Genomic DNA, 22,876 nt, shown 5'->3' on the forward strand with positions numbered 1-22,876 from the left:
CTGCCCTAGAGAGACGAATACTGCTTGCGCAGGCGCTGACGAATCAGCTCTGCCAAGGTATTCATGACAAATGTGAACATCAGCAGCACCAGGGCGGCGAGGAACAGCACGCGATAATGACTGCCGCCCACTTCCGACTCGGGCATCTCCACCGCCACGTTGGCCGCCAGCGTGCGCATGCCTTCGAACAGGTTCATGTCCATGATCGGCGTGTTGCCGGTGGCCATGAGCACGATCATGGTTTCGCCGACGGCGCGCCCCATGCCGATCATCAGCGCAGAGAAAATCCCCGGGCTGGCCGTGAGAATCACCACGCGAACCAGCGTCTGCCACGGCGTGGCGCCGAGGGCCAGTGAACCGAGCGTCAGACCCCGCGGCACGCTGAACACGGCGTCCTCGGCGATCGAATAGATGTTGGGAATGACCGCAAAACCCATGGCGATTCCCACCACCAGTGCGTTGCGCTGATCGTAAGTGATGCCCAGGTCGTTGGTGATCCACGAGCGCATGTCGCCGCCGAAGAACCAGTTCTCCAGGTGCGGGCTCATGCTCAGTGAGGCCCAGCCGATCAGCAGAATGACCGGAATCAGAATCGCGCTTTCCCAACCGTCGGGCACCCGCAGGCGAATCGAGTCGGGCAAGCGCGTCCAGCCAAACCCCGCCAGCAAGATGCCGATGGGGGTGAAGATCATGAGGCTGAAGATGCCTGGCAGGTGCCCTTCCAGATACGGCGCCAGGAACAGCCCGGCGAAGAAGCCGAGAATGACCGTCGGCATCGCCTCCATCAGTTCGATGATCGGCTTGACCTTGCGACGCATGCGCGGCGCCATGAAGTAAGCGGTGTAGATAGCAGCGGCGACGGCAATCGGCGCAGCCAGCAGCATGGCGTAGAACGCGGCCTTGAGCGTGCCGTAGGTGAGCGGCGCAAGGCTGAGCTTGGGCTCGAAATCACTGTTCGAAGCGGTGGATTGCCAGACGTATTTGGGTTCGTCGTAGTTCTCGTACCAGACCTTGTCCCACAGCGCGCTCCAGGAGATCTCCGGGTGCGGATTTTTCAGGCTCAAGGGCAGCAGCTTGCCGTCGTCCTCAACGATGATGCGATCTGCCCGCGGCGACAAACCCATTACGGCCGGGCCGCTGGCAATCGGGTCGATCAACAGCGTGCGGTGAGCGGTGCTGTGGAACACGCCGAGCTTGCCGGAGGTGTCCATGGCGATGAAGCCTTTGCGGCGCTGCTCGCTGGTGATCTGGGAGATCGGCGCGCCACTCATTTTGAAGTCACGAATGTGCTGCAGACGCATCTCGCCATCGACGTCCCGCGCCATGAACCACTGCGCAATATTGCCTCGGGAGCTGCCGATCACCAGCGAGATGCCACCCACCAGTTGCGTACTGGCGGTGGTTTCGGCGTTGGCGTCCTCGAGCAGCTTGTAGCGACCGTTCAACGTGCGATCGCGCAGGTCGAACACATCCGCCAGCGCACGACCATTAATCACGTACAGCCATTGCTGACGCGGATCGATATAGATGGCTTTGACGGCCGCTGACAGCTGCGGCAGGTCGATGCGACTTTGCTCGCGGTTGGTCTCGCCCGTCATCAGGTTTTCGGACTGGGTCAGCGACAACACATGCAGCTGGGAACCGGTTGCACCGGCCAGAATCAGCGTCGTGTCGCTGGCGTTCAGACTGACGTGCTCGAGCGCCCGCCCTTCTTCGTCCAGTACCAGCGGCGTCTCGCCGTAGGGATAGGTAATCGTGGGGGTGATGGTTTTTTTGCTGTCGGGATAGCTGATCGGGTACGCGTGCTTGAACACCAGTACCTGGCCGTTGGACAGGCCAACCGCGATCAAGGGCTTGCCGGGCTGATCCTGTGCCACCGACGTCACCTTCGCGCCAGCAGGGATCGGCAAGGCCACGCGAGAAATCTCGTCGCCGTCCTTGAGGTGGAAAAACAATGCTTCGCCCTTGTCGGACACACGCATGGCGACCTGGTTCTGCTCTTCGATGACCAGCACCATTGGTTTGCCGCCATCCTGCAGCCAGGCAGGTGTTTGGGCATCGCTGCGTGTCAGTTTCGCACCCTGAAACAACGGCGCGACGACGTAAGCCAAGTAGAAGAAGATCAGGGTGATGGCGGCCAACACGGCAAGACCGCCCACTAACACGTACCAACGCGTCAGGCGGTCTTTGAGCGCACGGATCCTGCGCTTGCGTTGCAGCTCGGGCGCATTGAAATCGATGCGCTCGGGACGGGGTTTTTCGGTCATTGATGAATTGGCCAAATCATTCATGCGCACACCGTAGTCGCTGTGTATGACAAATACGTTACAGCGAGGTGACGCAAAAAAGCCCGCCGCCCCTGAATCGGGGCAACGGACTGTTCAGTGTTATGCGAGCCTCGTTCCATAAGGCCTTTTCGTGTAGGGCGGGACGAACCTGTCACCCCGCATCAGGGTTGTCTGGGCAGCGCGCTCGCTACCGTTCTTGTAGTCCCAGATCAGCCAAGGCTTTGCTGACGACCTTGGCTGGTAACGGAATGTACCCGTCTTTCATGACAACTTCCTGACCTTGTTTTGACAGGATCAATCTGACGAACTCGGCTTCGAGCGGATTCAGCGGCGTGTTAGGCGCCTTGTTGACGTACACATAAAGGAAGCGCGCCAGCGGGTAGGTGCCATTCAGCGCGTTGGCTTCGTTGTCTTCGACAAACTCGCCGCCCTCTTTTTTCGCGAGGGGTACGGTGCGCACGCTGGAGGTTTTATAACCAATGCCCGAGTAACCAATACCGTTCAGCGAGTTGCTGATCGAGCTGACCACCGAAGCGGAGCCGGGCTGTTCGTTGACATTGGGTTTGAAGTCGCCTTTGCACAGGGCCTCTTCCTTGAAGAAACCGTAGGTGCCGGAAACCGAATTACGCCCGAACAGCTGGATGGCCTTGCCGGCCAGATCCCCCGTAACACCTGCATCGCCCCAGGTTTTCGCGTCGGCTCTGGCACCGCACAGCCGGGTTGCGGAGAAGATCGCGTCGACCTGCTGCAACGTCAACCCCTTGATCGGGTTGTCCTTGTGAACGAACACTGCCAGGGCATCGACGGCCACGGGAATCGCCGTCGGTTTGTAGCCATGCTTCTGCTCGAACGCCGACAATTCGCCGTCTTTCATCTTGCGACTCATGGGCCCCAGCGTCGCAGTGCCCTCCGTCAATGCGGGCGGCGCTGTCGAGGAACCGGCGGCCTGAATCTGGATGTTCACGCTTGGGTATTCTTTCTTGTAGGCCTCGGCCCACATCGTCATCAGGTTGGCAAGGGTGTCGGAGCCCACGCTGGACAGATTCCCGGAGACACCGCTGGTTTTGATGTAGGGCTTGATTGCCGGATCGACGGCGGCAACCGAAGCCGCAGTGGTTAAGCCAGCAGCGGCAAAAGTCAGTGCAGTCATCAAACGTCTGAAGGTCATGCCTTGCTCCTGGCGAGATTAGGGTGCCGGCCCGGGGGGAGAGTGATGGCCATGTGACTACTCTATGTCTGAATTGTGACAGATCCATGAAATCCAGAAAAACATGCACTCCTTTCCAGAGTCAGTGGCAGGTCATTAATCAGCGTGTCTGCACACGCTTGAGTGCGCCCACATGGCAAGTCCACTATCAGGTCAGCGTATTTTTTACCGCGCGCACCGATTCGTAATTGTCAGGTGAAGTGCTTACTAGTCGGAACCGGTGTATTGAAAGCGCGATAAGAGAAAAATCTGAAATCGCGATTCAATCTACCGTAATCGCTCGCGCTGATCCAGACTCACTGTATGGCGATCGCCCATCCAAGATATTCGCCTAAAGTTGTTATATATATCCCTATCCGCACTTTTTCTCAGATAGCGAATACGTGCCAGGGAAGCGCACCTTCATACCGAGGCAATACATCATGGACAATAAACTTCGTGAGGAGATATCGAAATCTTATCTCTATGGCAATACCGGTGATCGTCAGACTTCTCCTCGATCACTGGGAACGCTCGAGTACGATCAAACATTCGGGGCTGCAGGCAAATTAAGGCTCGGGAATGACAATGGCTGGGCTACATGCATAATACCCAGTGTCGCCAAACCAGGTTATTTCCTCGCAACCTATTACGATATCCTCAACGTCGACGCTCCGCCACGACAATACGACGCCTTTGTGGTGCGGTTCGACGCCGCCGGAAACATCGACGCTTCATTTGGGAACCTTGGAACAGGGTCTATCAAAGCACATTTCACGAAGGATCCCGGGAAGATATCCGTACTCAGAGGCCTTCACGAAACAACGACTGGCGATATATTCAATTGGGGACACGCTTTGTGGGTAGACAATCAGATAATCCAACACGCTTATGCCCTTACAAAAAGATTGAGCGATGGTGCGCCAGATTCAAGCTTCGGCATTGAAGGCAAAGTGGATATCGACACATTTGCGGCTCCTGATGCACAACTCTTTGATGGCAACGCCTGCATTGTGTGTTCATCGGGTATATTTGTTGGCACTGCTGAATATAATAAGTCTCCTCCTGACTTTCATATTGCACGCTTAACGCAAGAAGGCGCACTGGATACCGCATTTCAAAAAGATGGGATATTGACTCCTAGACATCCTGATTACCCCAAAAAAATGATCAGGATATGGAGCCTTGCCCCAAGTCAGGACGGCGGTATTCTCGCATGCGGGACGACTCACTTGCCCGATGGTTTTGGACTGGGCGGGCTTATTATGAAGTTCGACACTGAGGGCAATCTTGATAAAAGTTTTGGCACAAACGGGTTCAGCGAAACCGAGATAGCAGGTCAGTTTTATGAGTTTCACTCTGTCTGCGAAGCCCCTCCCTTCATGCTTGTAGCAGGCACGTCACTTCAATATGCATGGAGAAGTCTGGTCGGGCTATACGGTACCAATGGCTCGCCGGAAGAGAGTTTTAACGGGGGCAAGCCAGCTGTTCACGCCTTCATTGACCCGCCCTACCTGGATAGGTGGCATCAGGCGAGCATAGCAGCGCAGACGCCCGAAAAAGTGATTGCAGTGGGGAGCTGGGATCTCCCTGCGTCGCCGCGTGGACCTGTAATCGGGCGTTTCAACATGGACGGCAGTGTCGACGAGACCTTTGTGCCAAATCCGGCAAAGTTCGGGACACTGATCGACGCGGACTTTTTACCCAACGCGTCGACCGGATTTGTCCATCCCAGGCCAGACCAGATACTGGTCGCAGGTGAGTCCAATGGAAAACCGACGATACTTGCTGTCAAAGTCTAACGGTGCAAGCGAAGCGCTCGCGGCTTGATCATGCCGCGGGCGCCAACCTTTTACATCAATTGATCCGCCGGCTGCGCAGCAGATACACGCCGATCACCATTCCCAATGCACACAAAATCGCCACATACCACGCGGGCGCCATCGGGTTCACTTTGTTCAGCCCCTGCACCACCATTGGGGTCAGCCCGCCGAAGATTGCATAGGCCAGATTGTAGGAAAAGGACAGTCCGGAAAAGCGCACCACCGGTGGGAAGGCTTTGACCATCACGAATGGAACGGCGCCAATGGTGCCAACGAACAACCCTGTGATCGCGTAGAGCGGATAAAGAAGCTCGGGCTGCGTGCCGACCGTGTGATAGAAGGTCCATGAACTGACCAGCAATCCCAGCGATCCGAACAGGAACACCAGGCCAGCGCCAATGCGATCCGCCAGTGCGCCCGCGCCGATACAGCCCAGGCTCAAAAAGACAATGGCAAGGCTGTTGGCTTTCAACGTGAGCGCTGGCGCGAAGCCAAAGTTGGTCTGCAGCAGTGTCGGGGTCATGAGAATCACCACGACAACGCCTGCCGACAGCAGCCAGGTCAGCAACATCGACAGCACAACGGCACCGCGGTGATCACGCAGTACGGCTTTTAGCGGCACTTCTTCAGCCAGTTGCTTGCGCAATTGCAGCTCAGCGAACACCGGGGTTTCGTGCAGCCAGCGACGCAGGTAAACCGACATCAGACCGAAGACACCACCGAGCAGGAAGGGAATCCGCCAGGCGTAGTCCGAGACTTCAACGGGCGAGTACACGCTGTTGATCCAAGTGGCGACCAGCGAGCCGAGCAAAATCCCGGCAGTCAGACCGGACGTGAGGGTACCGCAGGCGTAACCGACGTTACGGGCGGGAACGTGTTCGGAAACGAATACCCACGCGCCAGGCACTTCGCCACCGATCGCGGCGCCTTGAATGACGCGCATCAGCAGCAGCAAGAGCGGCGCCCAGATGCCGATCTGCGCGTAGGTGGGCAGCAGACCCATGATCAGCGTCGGCACGGCCATCAGGAAAATGCTCAGGGTGAACATTTTCTTGCGGCCCAGCAGATCGCCAAAATGCGCCATGACGATGCCGCCCAGCGGCCGAGCCAGATAACCGGCGGCAAAAATGCCAAACGTTTGCATCAAACGCAGCCATTCGGGCATGTCTACGGGGAAAAACAGCTTGCCTACCACCGCTGCGAAGAACACGAAAATGATGAAGTCGTAGAACTCCAACGCTCCGCCCAGTGCAGACAGTGAAAGGGTTTTGTAATCGTTGCGGTTCAGCGGGCGCGAAGGCTGTGTGGCGCTTAAAGGCACAGAGGACATAACAATGGCTTCTCTTTTGAGGCTCTCTTTGGGCGAAAATCAACGGTGACTCAACCGTGGGTAACGGCTTCACACGCGATTTCTCGACTCGAAAAGTTAATCGGGCATCAAAATTGCGTGCCAAAAATGGCGTAGTGCGCCAGGTCGGTCCGGCACGATAGCAAATTGCGTACAAATGCACATGGATTGCAATGACACGAAGGCATCATGGAAAACCTGCGGTCGTTTCAAGACGGCGCGCTCGATATACTTGCCGGCCGCGACTCAACCGGGCTCTTCAGGGAAGTTGTGCGAAACCATTTGCCCAAGTCGTTTTCGCAGAGTTTCCCTTTAAACAAAATGAAGACTTAGTAGAGTCATGGGTCAGAGGGACCCAAAAATGATTGAGCTCGAACAAGAAGATCCAATACCGCAGGGCGATCTGGCCCTGCAGATTACCGCCCTACCCCGCGAAACCAACGGCTTTGGCGATATTTTCGGCGGTTGGCTGGTTTCACAGATGGACCTTGCCGGGACTGCCATGGCGAGCAAGGTGGCCGGTGGACGTGTGGCGACTGTTGCCATCGACCGCATGGCGTTCCTGGTGCCGGTCGCGGTGGGGGCGCAGTTGTCGTTTTATACCCAAACCCTGGAAATCGGTCGCAGCTCGATTCAAATGATGGTCGAGGTGTGGAGCGATGATCCGCTGTCCAGCGAATGGCGCAAGGTGACAGAAGCGGTGTTCGTTTTCGTCGCCATCGACGGCAGCGGCCGCACCCGCTCAGTCCCGGCTCGACGCTGATCGTTAAGCCAGGGTGGGCCGATGTGCCGCCCTTGGCTTTGCGCAACAAACTCATCAAGCTTGGCGCAGTCTGATTCAGTCACTGTCCTTCGAGTGAGAACCCCTATGCCTACGTCAAACGTCGAATCCTTCCAGCTCGGTGAGCTCAATTGCTGGCGCATCCGCCACGGCCAGGCCGAACTGGTGATCGCCCAACAGGGCGCGCACATCATCAGCTACCAGGTCGACGGCGATGAGCCGCTGATCTGGTCGAACCCGGGCGCGCTGTTCAAATCGGGCAAGCCTATTCGCGGCGGGATGCCGATCTGCTGGCCGTGGTTTGGCAATTTTCAGCGTAACCCGTCGAGCGTGCAGGCCATGCGCGCGAGCAACGAGCCGGCAAAGGCCCACGGTGAAGTCCGGGCGATCGACTGGGAATTGATGGGCGTGGGTGAGGACGGCGACGCACTGATCGTCGAATTCATTCAGCCTCAGGCCGAAGGACAGTTGCCGGGCTGGCCGCATACCGTCGGCCTGAAACTGCACATCCGCCTGGATGCCGCGCTGAATGTCAGTCTGGTGAGCTTCAACGCTGGCGCTGAAGACGTCACGCTCAGTCAGGCGCTGCACAGTTATTTCGCGGTGAGCGATGTGAGCCAGATCAGCATCGAAGGGCTGGATGGCGTCGAGTACCTGAACACGCTGGAAAGCTGGGACACCCAGAACGTGCAGGTGGGTGACATCACGTTCACCGGCGAGACGGACCGTATTTACCAGGACACGCCTGACCTGATTTCAGTGGTCGACCCGGAATGGAAGCGCCGGATTCAGATTCAAACGACGGGTTCGCACTCGGCCATCGTCTGGAACCCGTGGATCGACAAGACCAAAACCTTCGACGACATGCAGCCGGATGGCTGGCGCAGCATGGTGTGCGTTGAGACGGCTAACGTCATGACCGACGTCGTGACGCTCAAGCCGGGTGATATGCACGCGCTGAGCGTCAGCATCTGGGCCGAGCCGTTGGCAGAAGCCTGACAACACTGCGCTATTTTGTAGGACCGGCTTCAGCCGGGAAGAGGCCTGCATGGACACCATGAATTTTTCGGTGTGACACCCGACGCCTTCCCGGCTAAGGCCGGTCCCACAGTGGATTCCAAGACCAGTCCTACAAATCCGCCTCAACCACCACACGCACTTTCGATGCGTCCAGCGCATAGGCGGCGTCGGCGAGATCATTGTTGACCTTCTCCACCTTCAACGTGCCGATGACCCACAACGGTGTGTAAATGTCGGAAATCTTCAGGCCTTTCGGATAACGCACCAACACCAGCTGATTCGGCGGCGGCGGCGGCACGTGGATGCAGGCGCCCGGGTACGGGACGAGGAAGAACAGCGTGCTGCGACCCTTCGCGTCAGTCTCAAGCGGCACCGGATAGCCACCCAGGCGGATGGTTTTGTCGTTCATCGACGCGACGGTTTTGGTGGAGTACATGACGGCAGGCAAGCCCTTGCTCTGCTTCAAACCGCCCTTGCTGTCGAACGTGCCCTGGCCTTCCGGCGAGTTGTGGTCGATTTCGGGCATGGCTTCGAGGGCTTTCTGATCCGACTTCGGCATCAGTTCAAGCCAGTCGGTTTCGGGTAATTCAGTGGCGCGTACCAGTCCGCAGACCAGCAGCAGTGAAACGAAGAGGAGATGACGCATTGGAGATGCTCGGCGAGAGGAGTTGAATGCCGGGCATTCTAGCCCTCTGCGCTGCAATAGCGCAGAGGGCCAGGCGTGCTTAACGCTTTTTAATCATGCCGTAGATCACCAGCAGGATGATCGCGCCGACGAGCGCACCGAGGAAACCTGCACCCTCGCCTGCGCGGTAGATACCCAGCGCCTGACCACCATAAGTGGCAGCCAGCGAGCCGCAGATGCCGAGCAGGATGGTCATGATCCAGCCCATGCTGTCGTCGCCTGGCTTCAGAAAGCGCGCCAGCAGACCTACGATCAAGCCGATGAAGATGGTTCCGATGATTCCCATGCCATGTCCCTCTGTTTGAATGAATATGCCAAAAGCCTAGCTGGCTCTTGGCAACACGCTATGAGAGGGGTGGCCCGGCGAATGGTTCAACAGGAAAGTACGCCGGTCTTTGTAGGAGCGCGCTTGCCCGCGATGGCGGTGGGTCAGACAGCAAGGATGTCGCGGACAAATGCTATCGCGAGCAATCTCACGCCAACAGAGGCGATCAAGACTGGCCAGCGCAGTGATCAGTTTCTGATCAGTGCCTCGACCTGCTTCACCTGACGATCCAGCGTTGCGCGGTCTTTGCTGCGCACCGTGGCGTGGCCGACCTTGCGCCCGGCCTTAAAGGCTTTGCCGTAGTGATGCAGATGGCAATCTTCGACAGCGATGACCTGATCCACTGCCGGCACTTCACCGATGAAGTTGAGCATCGCGCTTTCTCCGACCTTGGCCGTCGAACCCAACGGCAGCCCGGCAACGGCGCGCAGATGGTTCTCGAACTGGCTGCACTCGGCGCCTTCGGTGGTCCAGTGGCCCGAGTTGTGGACGCGCGGGGCAATTTCGTTGGCTTTAAGGCCGCCATCAACTTCGAAGAATTCAAAGGCCAGCACGCCTACATAATCCAGCTGCTTGAGCACCCGCCCGGCGTAATCCTCAGCCAGCGCCTGCAGCGGGTGATCGGTGCTGGCGATGGACAGGCGCAGGATGCCGCTGTCATGGGTGTTGTGAACCAGCGGATAGAAGCGGGTTTCACCGTCACGGGCGCGCACGGCGATCAGCGAGACTTCGCCGGTGAACGGCACGAAGCCTTCCAGCAGGCAAGGCACGTTGCCCAGTTCGGCGAAGGTGTCGATCACGTCTTCCGGTGTGCGCAGGACTTTCTGACCCTTGCCGTCGTAACCCAGCGTGCGGGTTTTCAGCACAGCCGGCAGACCAATGCTGGCTACCGCAGCGTCCAGATCGACCTGGGACTGGATATCAGCGAACGCCGGCGTCGGTATGCCGAGGTCCTTGAACATGCTTTTTTCAAACCAGCGATCGCGGGCGATGCGCAGCGCTTCTGCACTCGGGTAAACCGGCACGAACTGCGACAGGAAGGCGACGGTTTCAGCGGGCACGCTTTCGAATTCGAAGGTGACCAGATCGACATCATTGGCCAACTGGCGCAGGTGCTCCTGATCGCCATAATCGGCGAGCAGGTGCTCGCCAAGGGCAGCGGCGCAGGCGTCCGGTGCAGGGTCAAGGAAGGCGAAGTTCATCCCCAGCGGGGTGCCCGCCAGTGCCAACATGCGACCCAACTGGCCGCCACCGATTACGCCGATCTTCATGAAAACCTCAGGCCTCGCGTGGGTCTGGATTGTCCAGAACGCTGTCTGTCTGCTCAGCGCGGAATTTCTTCAGCACTGCGTGGAAGTGTGGGTGCTTGGCGCCCAGGATACTGGCCGACAACAGCGCAGCGTTGATCGCGCCCGCCTTGCCAATGGCCAGGGTCGCGACCGGAATGCCGGCAGGCATCTGCACGATGGAGAGCAATGAATCAACGCCCGACAGCATGGAAGACTGAACCGGGACACCCAGAACGGGCAGATGAGTTTTGGCAGCGCACATGCCCGGCAGATGAGCAGCGCCACCGGCGCCGGCGATGATCACCTCGATACCACGGCCTTCGGCTTCTTCGGCGTACTTGAACAGCAGATCGGGCGTGCGGTGCGCCGAAACCACTTTGACTTCGTACGGAATGCCGAGCTTTTCAAGCATGTCGGCGGTGTGGCTAAGGGTGGACCAATCGGACTTGGAGCCCATGATCACGCCAACCAGTGCGCTCATCGTCGTGCCTCTCATCGGGCGCCCGCAGGCGCGACTAAAAACAACAAGCCACGCGGGAGGACCGGCGTGGCTTGTCGTACAAATTATGACCAGTCGAACCGGCCGAAGGCCGCGGAGTATACCGCAAAGATTCTCGTTTGACAGGCTGCCGGCGACCTCCCGTCAGCCCGCCAAACCGGCCCGTGGAAGCCCGGATTTACTGACTCCAAGGTCAGGCCGCCGGCGAGGTGCCGCCGGCTTCCAGCTTGCGCCACAGCAGCCGGACATTGGCCTTGCGAACCAACGCGCAGCGGTACAGCCGGATCTCCAGCGGAACATGCCATTGGGGCCCTCCGCAGATCACCAACTCTCCCCGTTCAAGCTCCGCCGTCACGCTCAGCCGCGGCACCCATGCGATCCCCAGCCCTTGCAACGCCATGCCTTTGAGGCTGTCGGCCATCGCCGTTTCGTAAATCGTCGTGAAACGCACGCTGCGCTGGCGCAACAATAGGTTCACCGAGCGACCCAGAAACGCACCCGCGCTGTAGGCCAGCAACGGCACGCTCTGCTCCCCTTCCAGATCGAACAGCGGCCGTCCCTCTTCGTCCGTCGAGCAGACTGGCAGCATTTCGGTCACGCCCAGGTGCAGCGACGGGAAGATCTCGGCGTCCATCTGCAGCGCGGCATCGGGGTCGTAAAACGCCAGCATCAGATCGCAGCCGCCTTCACGCAGCGCGTGCACCGCGTCGCCAACGTTGGTGGCCACCAGGCGCGTGGCGATGTTCAGCCCTTCGTTGCGCAGTTGCGCGATCCAGCGAGGGAAGAAACTCAATGCCAGCGAGTGCGCGGCCGCGATCTGCATGACCTCGCCCTGCCCGCTTTCCAGATGGTGCAAATGACGCAGCACTTCGCCGAGCTGGTCGACCACAGTGCGCGCGGTAACGAGAAATAATTGCCCCGCCGCCGTCAGCTCGATCGGCGTGCGCGAGCGATTGACCAGCGTCAGCCCAAGCGCAGCTTCAAGGCTGCGAATGCGCCGACTGAAAGCCGGTTGCGTGACGAACCGACGCTCCGCTGCCTGGGAAAAACTGCGGGTCGCGGCCAGCGCACTGAAATCTTCCAGCCATTTGCTTTCCAGGTTCATCGTTTCTCCAGCCTTAGAAATTGCGCATTCGCGGGTGCGGACGAGAGCCTCATACACTGATTCACACGCCCGTAACAATCCCCGCGTCCCTGCGGCATTATGCCGATTGTGCATAGGGCAGCGTTTTACAGCATTGGTCCGCAATAGCCCACAGGCCTAGTATCAAGGGCGTTCCGGCTTAGTCCGTGCCCATCTTGAGACTTTCTCTATCATGTCCTCCGCTGCATCATTTCGCATCGAAAAAGACTTGCTTGGCGTTCTCGAAGTACCCGCTGAAGCGTATTACGGCATCCAGACCCTGCGCGCAGTGCACAACTTCCGCCTCTCCGGCGTTCCGCTTTCGCACTACCCGAAGCTGGTCGTAGCGCTGGCGATGGTCAAGCAAGCGGCGGCGGATGCAAACCATCAGCTGGGCCATCTGAGCCCCGAGAAGCATGCGGGCATCAGCGAAGCCTGCGCACGACTGATCCGCGGTGATTTCCATGATCAGTTCGTCGTCGACATGATTCAGGGCGGTGCCGGCACCTCCACCAACATGAACGCCAACGAAGTCATCGCCAACATCGCGCTCGAAGCGATGGGCCATGCGAAGGGCGAATACAAATACCTGCACCCGAACAATGACGTGAACATGGCGCAGTCCACCAACGACGCCTACCCGACGGCTATTCGCCTGGGTTTGCTGTTGGGACACGACGCACTGCTCGCCAGCCTCGACAGCCTGATTCAGGCGTTCGCGGCCAAAGGTCACGAGTTCAACCACGTGTTGAAAATGGGCCGTACCCAACTGCAAGACGCGGTGCCAATGACCCTGGGTCAGGAATTCCGCGCCTTTGCCACCACCTTGACTGAAGACCTCAACCGCCTGCGCAGCCTTGCGCCTGAGCTGCTGACTGAAGTCAATCTGGGCGGCACCGCCATTGGTACCGGCATCAACGCCGACCCTGGTTATCAGCACCTGGCCGTTCAGCGTCTGGCGACCATCAGCGGCCAGCCGCTGGTGCCGGCTGCGGACCTGATCGAAGCGACTTCCGACATGGGTGCTTTCGTGCTGTTCTCCGGCATGCTCAAGCGCACCGCGGTCAAGCTGTCGAAGATCTGCAACGACCTGCGCCTGCTCTCCAGCGGCCCGCGCACCGGCATCAACGAAATCAACCTCCCTGCCCGTCAACCAGGCAGCTCGATCATGCCGGGCAAGGTCAATCCGGTGATTCCGGAGGCGGTGAACATGTGCGCCTTTGAGATCATGGGCAACGACCTGGCGCTGACCATTGCTGCCGAAGGCGGCCAATTGCAGCTGAACGTGATGGAACCGTTGATCGCCTACAAGATCTTCGACTCGATTCGCCTGCTTCAGCGCGCCATGGACATGCTGCGCGAGCACTGCATCGTCGGCATCACCGCCAACGAAGCGCGCTGCCGCGAGCTGGTCGAGCACTCGATCGGCCTCGTCACTGCGCTGAACCCTTACATCGGTTACGAGAACGCCACCCGTATCGCTCGCGTTGCACTGGAAACAGGCCGTGGCGTGCTGGAGTTGGTCCGTGAAGAGGGCCTGCTCGATGACGTCATGCTGGCGGATATCCTGCGCCCCGAGAACATGATTGCGCCGCGACTCGTGCCCTTGAAGGCTTGATCGTCCGGCTCTGCAGCACTTGCAACACGATCACCAGGCTGAGGGTCTAGACACCCCTCACCCTTTTGAGGGCCGGGAGCATACGCTTCCAGGCCCTTTTTTTTGCCCAGCGCCATTCGGGCTTGAAACAAACCGGATAAAGACTCCAATAACGCGCGCCGGTATAGTGCGCACCCTCTAAGAAAGCGAGGAAACACCAATGCTTGAAGTCATCAACGACTTCCTCTCGGGAAAAGTACTGATCGTGCTCATTGTAGGGCTCGGTGGATATTTCACGATTCGCTCGCGTTTCGTTCAGTTCCGTCACTTCTTTCACATGTTCGCGGTGTTTCGCGACAGTCTGCGCAGCAGCGCGGGCCAGTTGAGTTCATTTCAGGCCCTGATGCTGAGCCTTGCCGGCCGCGTCGGCGCCGGTAACATCGCAGGCGTCGGCATCGCCGTCACCCTGGGCGGGCCAGGCGCGGTGTTCTGGATGTGGGTTACAGCCCTTGTCGGCATGGCGAGCAGCTTTTTCGAATGCTCCCTCGGCCAGCTGTACAAACGCTGCGACGCCGAAGGCCAATACCGCGGCGGTCCGTCGTATTACATTCAGCACGGTCTGGGCAAACGCTGGCTGGGCATGATCATGGCGGTGTTGTTGCTGGTGACCTTCGGTTTCGCCTTCAACGGCCTGCAATCCCACGCCGTGACTCACTCGCTCAACGACGCGTTCAAGGTCTCGCCAGGCTACGCTGGCGTCGGTCTGGCGATTTTGCTGGGCCTGGTGTTCGTCGGCGGGATCAAGCGAATCGCCAAGGTCGCCGACCTGCTGGTGCCGATCAAGACGCTGGTCTACATCGCCGTCACGCTGTACGTCATTGGCGTGCAGTTCGAACACGTTCCGCACATGCTGATGACCATCGTCAAAAGCGCGTTCGGCATGGATGAAGTGTTCGGTGGCCTGATCGGCAGCGCCATTGTCATGGGCGTCAAACGTGGGGTCTTCGCCAACGAAGCCGGCCTGGGCAGCGCACCCAACGTGGCAGCGGTCGCTCAGGTCGAGCACCCGGTTGCACAGGGTGTGGTTCAAGCGTTCAGCGTGTTCCTCGACACCTTCGTCATCTGCACCTGCACCGCGTTGCTTATTCTGCTCTCCGGTTTTTATACCCCGGGCTTCGAAGGCGATGGCATTGCCCTGACGCAGAACTCCCTCGCCGCCGTCGTCGGTGACTGGGGCAGGCTGTTCATCAGCGTGGCGCTGGCGCTGTTCGTGTTCACATCAATTCTCTACAACTACTACTTGGGCGAAAACAGCCTGCGCTTCCTGCTGGGTGAGAACCGCAAGGCGATCTTCTTCTATCGCGTGTTGGTCCTTGCGCTGATTCTGTGGGGCGCAGTCGAGGATCTGGGCACGGTGTTCGCCTTCGCAGACATCACCATGACGCTGCTGGCCTTCGTCAACCTGATTGCGCTGGCGATGCTGTTCAAAATCGCGCTGCGGGTGCTGAAAGACTACGATGACCAGCGTAAAGCCGGAATCAAGACGCCGGTTTTCGACTCCAGCCAGTTCCCCGATCTGGACCTGGACCTGAAAGCCTGGCCAAAGCCTGATGCCGCTCACCCTTCGGCGCACACGGAAGCGATCAGCAGCAAACCCGTCGCGGACGCGCGTTAATCACTTGAACGTCAATCCAGGGAGACAGGCATGACTCGCGAAAACCACGCATCAGCCCGCCAGGTAATGGTGCTGTACACCGGTGGAACCATCGGCATGCAGGCCAGCGAAAACGGGCTGGCACCCGCTTCCGGCTTTGAAGCACGCATGGCTGAGCAACTGGCCGCACTGCCCGAAATGGTGGTGCCGCAGTGGTCGTTCCGCGAAATGTCTCCCCTGATCGACAGCGCCAACATGACCCCTGCCTACTGGCAGCGCTTGCGAGAGGCGGTGGTCGATGCAATTGAAGCGCAAGGTTGCGATGCCGTGCTGATCCTGCACGGCACCGACACCTTGGCCTACAGCGCAGCGGCCATGAGCTTTCAACTGTTGGGCCTGAATGCCCCGGTTGTGTTCACCGGTTCCATGTTGCCAGCCGGTGTTCCCGACAGCGATGCCTGGGAAAACGTCAACGGCGCCTTGCAGGCCTTGGGTCAAGGGCTCGCCTCGGGGGTGCATTTGTACTTCCATGGCGAGCTGCTTGAGCCGACACGGTGCGCGAAGGTTCGCAGCTTCGGCCGTAACCCTTTCGCGGCGCTTAATCGCGCCCGGGGTGGTGAGGCTGTATCGGCGTTGCCGACGGCGCTGGATTACCGCCAGCCTAAGAAACTGGCGAATGTCGCCGTGCTGCCCCTGTTTCCCGGCATTGGCGCTGCACAGCTCGACGGTTTGATCGACAGCGGCATTCAAGGTCTTGTGCTGGAATGCTTCGGCAGCGGCACTGGCCCCAGCGATAACGCAGGATTCCTTGCCAGCCTGCAGCGTGCGTATCAGCAAGGCGTCGTGGTCGTGGCGATTACCCAATGCCACGAAGGCGGCGTCGAACTGGACGTATATGAGGCTGGCAGTCGTCTGCGCGATGCCGGCGTGCTGTCCGGCGGAGGCATGACCCGCGAAGCCGCATTCGGCAAGCTGCATGCACTGCTGGGGGCTGGTCTGGAGGGGGAGGAAGTACGACGGCTGGTTGAGCTGGATGTTTGCGGCGAGTTGCGTTAAAGCTACTCTGAAATCAGTAGCTTCAAACGGGGCCCTACTTCGCGAAAACGGAACCTACGAAGTAAGGCATGCAGCTGCATGAACTTAAGTAAGGTACCGGGAAATCCAGAAACTGGTGTTCTCACCCGGCCTTGGGTTAACCACCCATCCTCCTATGAGCAGCTTACTCTCTGCTCCTTCGTCATCCTTTATCTCTTCAGCAAAGGTACCCTGGAACCTTGGTCAGTACTGATCCCTGCTCACCAAAAGTTGTATCCAGCGTCCCGTCAGGGTTAATCCGGCTCAGAGTAAGCGCACTCGTATCACCGAAGGTTGTCCCGATGCCAATAGACAGCCCCGATTCCAGCGGTATGACGTAGCTACCGATATTACCCTCTCCCAATGGGATACTTAACGGCTCACCGCCGTTGAAACTCTGATCCGGCTTACCATCCAGACTTAGCTTTGTATACACTGCGGTTTGCTTTCCGATTACCCCTAAAGCGCCCACCACAAATATTCCATCGCCTCGAATCGCAAGGTTTGCCACAAACCCACCGGCGCTGCCATCGCCATACGTAAACTTGCCCCCTTCTGCAAAACTTTTATCGACACTGCCGTTATCGAAAAACCGGGAAATCGCCATCTTGTCCCCAAGGTTGCCAGTAACGTAGATCCGTTGTTGGCTGTCGAGCCTAATCCTTGAATAACTTTCTTGTACCTTAGCGGTTGAATATACGAATCCGCCGTCACCAAACGACAGGTCGGTAACACCATCTTTGTCGATTCGCATCACTGCGCTGTCAAAATCGCCGTATGTTTTAATCGTTTCAGCAGTGATTAGAATCTTGCCATTTTCTTGAAGGGCCATACCCCCCGCGATGCTATTCGGATAGGTAAGCGCCGGACGATGAATACCGTTAATACCGAAGCTGGTATCCATTTCTCCGTTATCTCCTACCTTAATGACAATAAGAGAATCGGACTCGCCCCCGGCGAGGTCGTACAGGCCCAATGTAAGTAAAACACCTTCATTGGGTACCACCAACGAGCCAGTCACGCGTACGCGATGCTCGAAGAGTTCCAGAAACGCATACCCACCGGTGCCATAGGACTCAACCAATTTGCCATTCGCATCGAGCCTTACCGTAACCACGCCGACTTTCTCGCCAGCGCGATAATTCAAACCCTTGGGAGTTGCATGAGTAATGACGCTAGTGGCGGGCTGTGCAAGCGAACGGGCTGTCGCTCCAGCAACATAGGTACCAATGATCAGATATCCGTCGCTTAAACGCTTGATATGACCGCCGGTGCTTTGATTAAGACCCACTGAAATAACGCCGTTCTCTCCAAAATCCGGATCTTGATCCCCTGGCTTCCGTTCGTTGCTCATCACTCATCCCTCAATGACTATCGAATACCGAGAGATAACAATAAGACTTCGGGGCACACGGCATAACTGTCAGTAATGACAGTGCTCAGTTCCTTTCGCGATAAACCGTGCCCTACGGAGACATAATGGAATGAGCCAGCGATTAGGCAATTCACACCGACGCCCGCTATAAAGGGCGGTCAATTCGACCTCGCGGAGGTCGAATTGCCGGGAACAAGCTTAGGTCTGCTACGAATAAGCAACCTCAGCCGGCCGCTTATCCATCGCATCCTGCAGCATCGAGTTCAGATTGCCGGAGATGTTTTCGCACAGCGCTTTCATCTGGATCTCGTGCTCGGAGACTTTGAAGGGGCTTTGCAGGTCTGTGCCGATTTTCTCGATTGCCAGCAGCATGAAGCCGACCACGGTGGACGCCAGCGGCGTGAACCATCCCAGCGTGTCAACAAGACCGATCGGCACGATGATGCAGAACAGCGTGATGAACAGGCGCGGGAACGTGACGTATGGATAGGGCAACGGCGTGTTGGCGATGCGCTCCATTCCGCCCTGGTTGTTAGAGATTTCCACGAGTGTCGCTTCGAGCCGTTCAAGGCGAATGCTGTCCAGACGGCCGGCTTTGTATTCCTGAGTGATGATCGCGGCAGACTCATTGAGAATCGCATTGGGGAAGTTATTGGTGCGCGTGCGGCGCTCATACTCTTCCCGGGAAATCATCGCGGTGACCTGCTCGCCGCAATCGCTGCCCTTCAAATGAGCCGACAGGCATTCGACATAGGCCACATGCCGGCGCAACAGCGTGGCCTTGACCGGGTTCAGGCCGTCTTCGTCATCGATGAACGTCAGCACCTGCCGGGCGAAGCTGCGAGAGTTATTGACCAGTGCGCCCCATAAGGTACGCGCTTCCCACCAGCGGTTGTAGGCGCTGGTGTTGCGGAAACTGGTCAGTACCACCAGCGCAGAGCCCAACAGGGTCAGGGGCATCGATGGCAGGGTGATCTTGCGATCGAGGAACAGCATGAAGTCGACGGTGACGACAACGTCCCATATCAGCAGCCAGAACAAGGACCAGCCGATGTAGGTAAACATCCGGATCGAGGTCCGATACTTCTTGACGATAAATTCCTGCAAAAGCCACCTCCGGCGCAATACGTTGAATCAGTCGGCAAAGGCTCGACCCAAGGCTTCGAATACGTCTGAGAAAGTTCGTTCGTTACGTCCACAGGCTATATGTAACCAAATACCCAAGGAAAGCTGAATCGCTTCTCCCCCGAGCCGGCTGACCGATTGTTCATGGAACGATCAGCGCCTTCCGGGGCTCAACACCTATCTGGATGTTTCAGCTACCCGTCACGAGGAGAACGTTAATGAGCTCGTCTGCCAATACTCCCTCCACCGAACGCTCCGGCGCCGCGCGCGCTTTTACGCCGCACACCGACCGCGACCAACTGACCATCAATACCATCCGCACCCTGGCCATGGATGCCGTGCAGAAAGCCAATTCCGGCCACCCCGGCACGCCGATGGCGCTGGCACCTGTCGGCTATACGCTGTGGAAAGATTTCCTGCGCTATCACCCGCAACACCCTGACTGGCCAAACCGCGACCGCTTCGTGCTATCGGTCGGTCACGCTTCGATGCTGCTTTACTCACTGCTGCACCTGGCGGGTGTGGTCGAGATCGACGAGCATGGCAAACCATCGGGCAAACCCGCGGTGAGCCTTGAGGACATCAAGCAATTTCGCCAGATGGACTCCAAAACCCCGGGCCACCCTGAATACCGCATGACCACCGGCGTGGAGACCACCACCGGTCCGCTGGGTCAAGGCTGCGCCAACAGCGTCGGCATGGCGATGGGCGAGCGCTGGCTGGGCGAGCACTTCAACAAGCCCGGCGCTACGCTGTTCGATTACAGCGTTTACGTGCTGTGTGGCGATGGCGACATGATGGAAGGCGTGACCGCCGAGGCGGCGTCGATCGCCGGGCACCTCAAGCTGTCGAACCTGTGCTGGATCTACGACAACAACACCATCAGCATCGAAGGTCATACCGAGCTGGCTTACAGCGACGATGTGCAGAAGCGTTTCGAGGGCTACGGCTGGAAAACCCTGCACGTCAAAGACGCCAATGACGCCAACGCGCTGGCTAAGGCGCTCCAGACCTTTCAGCACACCAGCGATGCACCGACCCTGATCGTGGTCGACAGCATCATTGGCTTCGGTTCGCCCAACAAACACAACACCTCTGCCGCCCACGGCGAACCGCTGGGCGATGACGAAATCAAGCTGACTAAAAAGGCCTACGGCTGGGATGAGAACAGCAGCTTCCTGGTGCCGGAAGATGCCCGCAATTACCTGCGTGATGCACTTCTGGAGCGTAGCGGCAGCGATTACGACGCTTGGCTTGCGACCTTTAACCAGTTTGAAAAGGACCAGCCGGAACTCGCCGATCAGCTCAAGCGCATGCGTGCCGGTGAAATGCCCGACGGCTGGCAAGACAAGCAGATAAATTTTGAGGCGGACGCCAAAGGCATTGCCTCGCGCGCTTCTGGTGGCAAGGTGCTGAACGCCTTCGCCGAGCAGATCCCGTGGCTCATTGGCGGCTCGGCCGACCTTTCGCCGTCGACCAAAACCAACCTCACATTTGAGGGTGCGGGCAGCTTCGAATCGGGCAATTACGGCGGTCGAAACCTACACTTCGGCGTGCGCGAACACGCCATGGGCTCGATTGCGAACGGCCTGGCACTGTCCTACATCCGTCCATACACCTCGACGTTTCTGGTGTTCAGCGATTACATGAAGCCGCCGATTCGTCTGGCGTCAATCATGGAGTTGCCGGTAGTGTTCGTGTTCACTCACGACTCGATCGGCGTCGGCGAAGACGGCCCGACGCACCAACCCATCGAGCAATTAACTCAGCTGCGGGCGACCCCGGGCGTGCTGACGATTCGGCCGGGCGATGCCAACGAAACGGCCCAAGCCTGGAAAATCGCGCTGGCGCAAACCAGCCGGCCGTCGTGCCTGGTGCTGTCGCGTCAGCCGCTGCCGACCCTTGATCGCTCGAAATACGCCAGCGCCGAGGGCCTGACCAAAGGCGCCTATGTGCTGGCGGATGCGGTGGAAGGCAAAGTGGACGTCATCCTGATCGCCACCGGCAGCGAGGTCGGCATGACCGTCGAGGCGTTCGAGACGCTCAAAGCCCAAGGCATTGCGGCGCGAGTGGTGTCGATGCCGAGCTGGGAATTGTTCGAGGACCAGGACAAGGCCTATCGCGACGGCGTGTTGCCGCCGGACGTTAAAGCACGGGTGGTGGTGGAGCAGGCGGGGCCGGTAGGCTGGGATCGGTATGTCGGTCAGACCGGCGCGAAGATCGTGATGAATACCTTCGGCGCGTCGGCCCCCATCGACAAGCTGCAAGCCAAGTACGGATTTACGGCGGAAAACATCGCCAAGCTGGCGAAAGAGCAGATCGCCGGTTAAACCCTGCGTAAGAGCGCTTGCCCGGAAATCGCGGGCAAGCGCCCTCCTTCCTTTAGATCACTCGATCAGCATCCGGTCAACACAGCGGGCCGACGCTCACCCTCAAAGAATAACGGCCGAATGCGCACGCCCACGGCGTTGCCCGCAAAGGCAGCCACCAGCCAAAGCCAGCCGTGCAAGCTGCCTGAGGCGATGCCGCTGAAGTACGCGCCGATGTTGCAGCCGTACGCCAGGCGCGAACCATAACCCAGCAACAGCCCACCGATCACTGCAGCGATTAGCGAGCGTGTCGGAATTTTCAGGCTCGGGGCGAACCGTCCTGCAAGGCCCGCCGCCACTGCCGCACCCAACATAATGCCGATGTCCATGACGGTGGTGATGTCTTCCCACACCGGCGCGGCCAGAGCCTTGGCGTTCGCCGGCATCTGCCAGAACGGCCAGCTGCCCACATCCACACCCAGACCACCGGCGACTTTCGCACCCCACAGTGCGAAGGCCGATGTGATGCCCCAAGGGCGACCCGCCAATGCCAAGGTGGCGTAGTTAAGCAATGCCAACCCTACGGCACCCCACACCAGCGGCCAGGGACCGCGGAGGAAACGGCGCAGGCCAACGTGTTCGCTGGTGACGGCCGCTTCCAGATCCCCGTGTCGGCGCTTTTCCAGCTTCACGGTGACAAGGGCAATGACTGCGAACAGGGCCAGGCTCATCAGCAGCGCCGGAATCACACCGAAGGTTTTAACGATGGAAGTGGCGGGAAACGACGGCAGCGAGAACCACCAATCGACGTGATGGGTGGCGATCAGCGAGCCAATGATGAAGAACAGTAAAGTGACGAGCATCCGCGCGTTGCCGCCGCCAACGGTGAACAGCGTGCCGGACGCACAGCCGCCACCCATTTGCATGCCGATGCCGAAGATGAAGGCGCCGAAGACTACGGACACACCGGCCGGGGCCACGAGGCCGGTGACCGGCGTGCCGAACAGGGTACCGGCACCCAGCGCGGGGAAGAACAGCACCACCGCGACGGCCAGCATCACCATCTGCGCGCGCAAACCGGCACCGCGTCGCTCGTTGATGAATACCCGCCAGGCCGAGGTGAAACCGAAAGCGGCGTGATACAGCGTGAGGCCCAGCGCAGCGCCCACGATCAGCAACAGCACTTGCCGGCCGCCTACGGCCGATTGGAGAAACAGAGCGCCGACCACCAACAAGAGGAAGGCGATCAGCGGCGCGCCGAGCTTGCGCTGCGGCGCCACAGAGAGAGGAAGACTCATGGGCGTATCTCGGAGAAGGATTGCGATGGGCGCGAGTATACGCCGGTGCCTGCTGGATGACGCGCCAACGCCCCCAT

18 protein-coding genes are annotated in these 22,876 nt (G+C 58.9%); 7 read left to right on the forward strand and 11 right to left on the reverse strand.

Features of this window, described 5'->3' with window-relative positions; all coding sequences use genetic code 11:
* Positions 1-5: 5 nt before the first annotated feature.
* Positions 6-2,291 (reverse strand): ABC transporter permease subunit, encoded by a 2,286-nt coding sequence (locus BMY98_RS05635; protein WP_074885906.1) that lies wholly within the window; start codon positions 2,289-2,291, stop codon positions 6-8.
* A 184-nt stretch (positions 2,292-2,475) separates the two neighbouring features.
* A complete protein-coding gene (locus BMY98_RS05640) occupies positions 2,476-3,456 on the reverse strand; it encodes a phosphate ABC transporter substrate-binding protein PstS family protein (protein ID WP_074885909.1) in 981 nt (326 codons plus the stop codon).
* 461 nt (positions 3,457-3,917) lie between these two features.
* On the opposite strand from BMY98_RS05640, the gene BMY98_RS05645 reads away from it, so the two are divergent.
* The gene (locus BMY98_RS05645) at positions 3,918-5,276 is read left to right on the forward strand and encodes a hypothetical protein (protein WP_074885912.1); all 1,359 of its coding nucleotides are present in this window, start codon (positions 3,918-3,920) and stop codon (positions 5,274-5,276) included.
* A gap of 55 nt (positions 5,277-5,331) precedes the next feature.
* On the opposite strand, the gene BMY98_RS05650 is transcribed toward BMY98_RS05645, so the two are convergent.
* Positions 5,332-6,627, reverse strand: coding sequence for an MFS transporter (locus tag BMY98_RS05650; RefSeq protein WP_074885915.1), 1,296 nt, complete (start codon positions 6,625-6,627; stop codon positions 5,332-5,334).
* A gap of 379 nt (positions 6,628-7,006) precedes the next feature.
* On the opposite strand from BMY98_RS05650, the gene BMY98_RS05655 reads away from it, so the two are divergent.
* On the forward strand, positions 7,007-7,408 hold the full coding sequence (locus BMY98_RS05655) for an acyl-CoA thioesterase (RefSeq protein ID WP_037016781.1): 402 nt from the start codon (positions 7,007-7,009) through the stop codon (positions 7,406-7,408).
* 105 nt (positions 7,409-7,513) lie between these two features.
* On the forward strand, positions 7,514-8,425 hold the full coding sequence (locus BMY98_RS05660; RefSeq protein ID WP_074885918.1) for a D-hexose-6-phosphate mutarotase: 912 nt from the start codon (positions 7,514-7,516) through the stop codon (positions 8,423-8,425).
* Between the two features lie 130 nt (positions 8,426-8,555).
* Here BMY98_RS05660 and BMY98_RS05665 read toward each other — a convergent pair whose 3' ends face one another.
* From BMY98_RS05665 to BMY98_RS05685, 5 genes are all read right to left on the reverse strand, one after another.
* On the reverse strand, positions 8,556-9,092 hold the full coding sequence (locus BMY98_RS05665) for a DUF3299 domain-containing protein (RefSeq protein ID WP_074885922.1): 537 nt from the start codon (positions 9,090-9,092) through the stop codon (positions 8,556-8,558).
* A 79-nt stretch (positions 9,093-9,171) separates the two neighbouring features.
* Positions 9,172-9,417: a GlsB/YeaQ/YmgE family stress response membrane protein gene (locus BMY98_RS05670; protein WP_037016790.1), complete on the reverse strand. Its 246-nt coding sequence runs from the start codon at positions 9,415-9,417 to the stop codon at positions 9,172-9,174.
* Between the two features lie 227 nt (positions 9,418-9,644).
* On the reverse strand, positions 9,645-10,727 hold the full coding sequence (locus tag BMY98_RS05675; protein WP_074885925.1) for a 5-(carboxyamino)imidazole ribonucleotide synthase: 1,083 nt from the start codon (positions 10,725-10,727) through the stop codon (positions 9,645-9,647).
* A gap of 7 nt (positions 10,728-10,734) precedes the next feature.
* Positions 10,735-11,226, reverse strand: a complete 492-nt coding sequence (gene purE, locus BMY98_RS05680; protein WP_074885928.1) for a 5-(carboxyamino)imidazole ribonucleotide mutase — start codon at positions 11,224-11,226, stop codon at positions 10,735-10,737.
* Positions 11,227-11,437: 211 nt separating this feature from the next.
* On the reverse strand, positions 11,438-12,349 hold the full coding sequence (locus BMY98_RS05685; RefSeq protein ID WP_074885933.1) for a LysR substrate-binding domain-containing protein: 912 nt from the start codon (positions 12,347-12,349) through the stop codon (positions 11,438-11,440).
* A gap of 211 nt (positions 12,350-12,560) precedes the next feature.
* Here BMY98_RS05685 and BMY98_RS05690 point away from each other — a divergent pair, with 211 nt between their 5' ends.
* The 3 genes from BMY98_RS05690 (at position 12,561) to BMY98_RS05700 (ending at position 16,674) form a co-directional block, all read left to right on the forward strand.
* Positions 12,561-13,985: an aspartate ammonia-lyase gene (locus BMY98_RS05690; RefSeq protein WP_074885936.1), complete on the forward strand. Its 1,425-nt coding sequence runs from the start codon at positions 12,561-12,563 to the stop codon at positions 13,983-13,985.
* A gap of 199 nt (positions 13,986-14,184) precedes the next feature.
* Complete coding sequence (locus BMY98_RS05695) at positions 14,185-15,639, forward strand: alanine/glycine:cation symporter family protein (RefSeq protein WP_074885939.1); 1,455 nt, start codon at positions 14,185-14,187, stop codon at positions 15,637-15,639.
* Positions 15,640-15,669: 30 nt separating this feature from the next.
* Positions 15,670-16,674, forward strand: coding sequence for an asparaginase (locus tag BMY98_RS05700; protein WP_074885942.1), 1,005 nt, complete (start codon positions 15,670-15,672; stop codon positions 16,672-16,674).
* Between the two features lie 196 nt (positions 16,675-16,870).
* On the opposite strand, the gene BMY98_RS05705 is transcribed toward BMY98_RS05700, so the two are convergent.
* Both BMY98_RS05705 and BMY98_RS05710 read right to left on the reverse strand, forming a co-directional pair.
* A complete protein-coding gene (locus BMY98_RS05705) occupies positions 16,871-18,046 on the reverse strand; it encodes a delta-60 repeat domain-containing protein (protein WP_074885946.1) in 1,176 nt (391 codons plus the stop codon).
* Positions 18,047-18,274: 228 nt separating this feature from the next.
* A complete protein-coding gene (locus BMY98_RS05710; RefSeq protein ID WP_139214445.1) occupies positions 18,275-19,132 on the reverse strand; it encodes a bestrophin family protein in 858 nt (285 codons plus the stop codon).
* A 278-nt stretch (positions 19,133-19,410) separates the two neighbouring features.
* On the opposite strand from BMY98_RS05710, the gene tkt reads away from it, so the two are divergent.
* The gene (tkt, locus tag BMY98_RS05715) at positions 19,411-21,522 is read left to right on the forward strand and encodes a transketolase (protein ID WP_074885952.1); all 2,112 of its coding nucleotides are present in this window, start codon (positions 19,411-19,413) and stop codon (positions 21,520-21,522) included.
* Positions 21,523-21,587: 65 nt separating this feature from the next.
* Here tkt and BMY98_RS05720 read toward each other — a convergent pair whose 3' ends face one another.
* Positions 21,588-22,799, reverse strand: a complete 1,212-nt coding sequence (locus BMY98_RS05720; RefSeq protein WP_074885955.1) for a YeeE/YedE family protein — start codon at positions 22,797-22,799, stop codon at positions 21,588-21,590.
* Positions 22,800-22,876 lie beyond the last annotated feature (77 nt).

Source organism: Pseudomonas graminis (assembly GCF_900111735.1).
Lineage (GTDB): Bacteria > Pseudomonadota > Gammaproteobacteria > Pseudomonadales > Pseudomonadaceae > Aquipseudomonas > Aquipseudomonas graminis.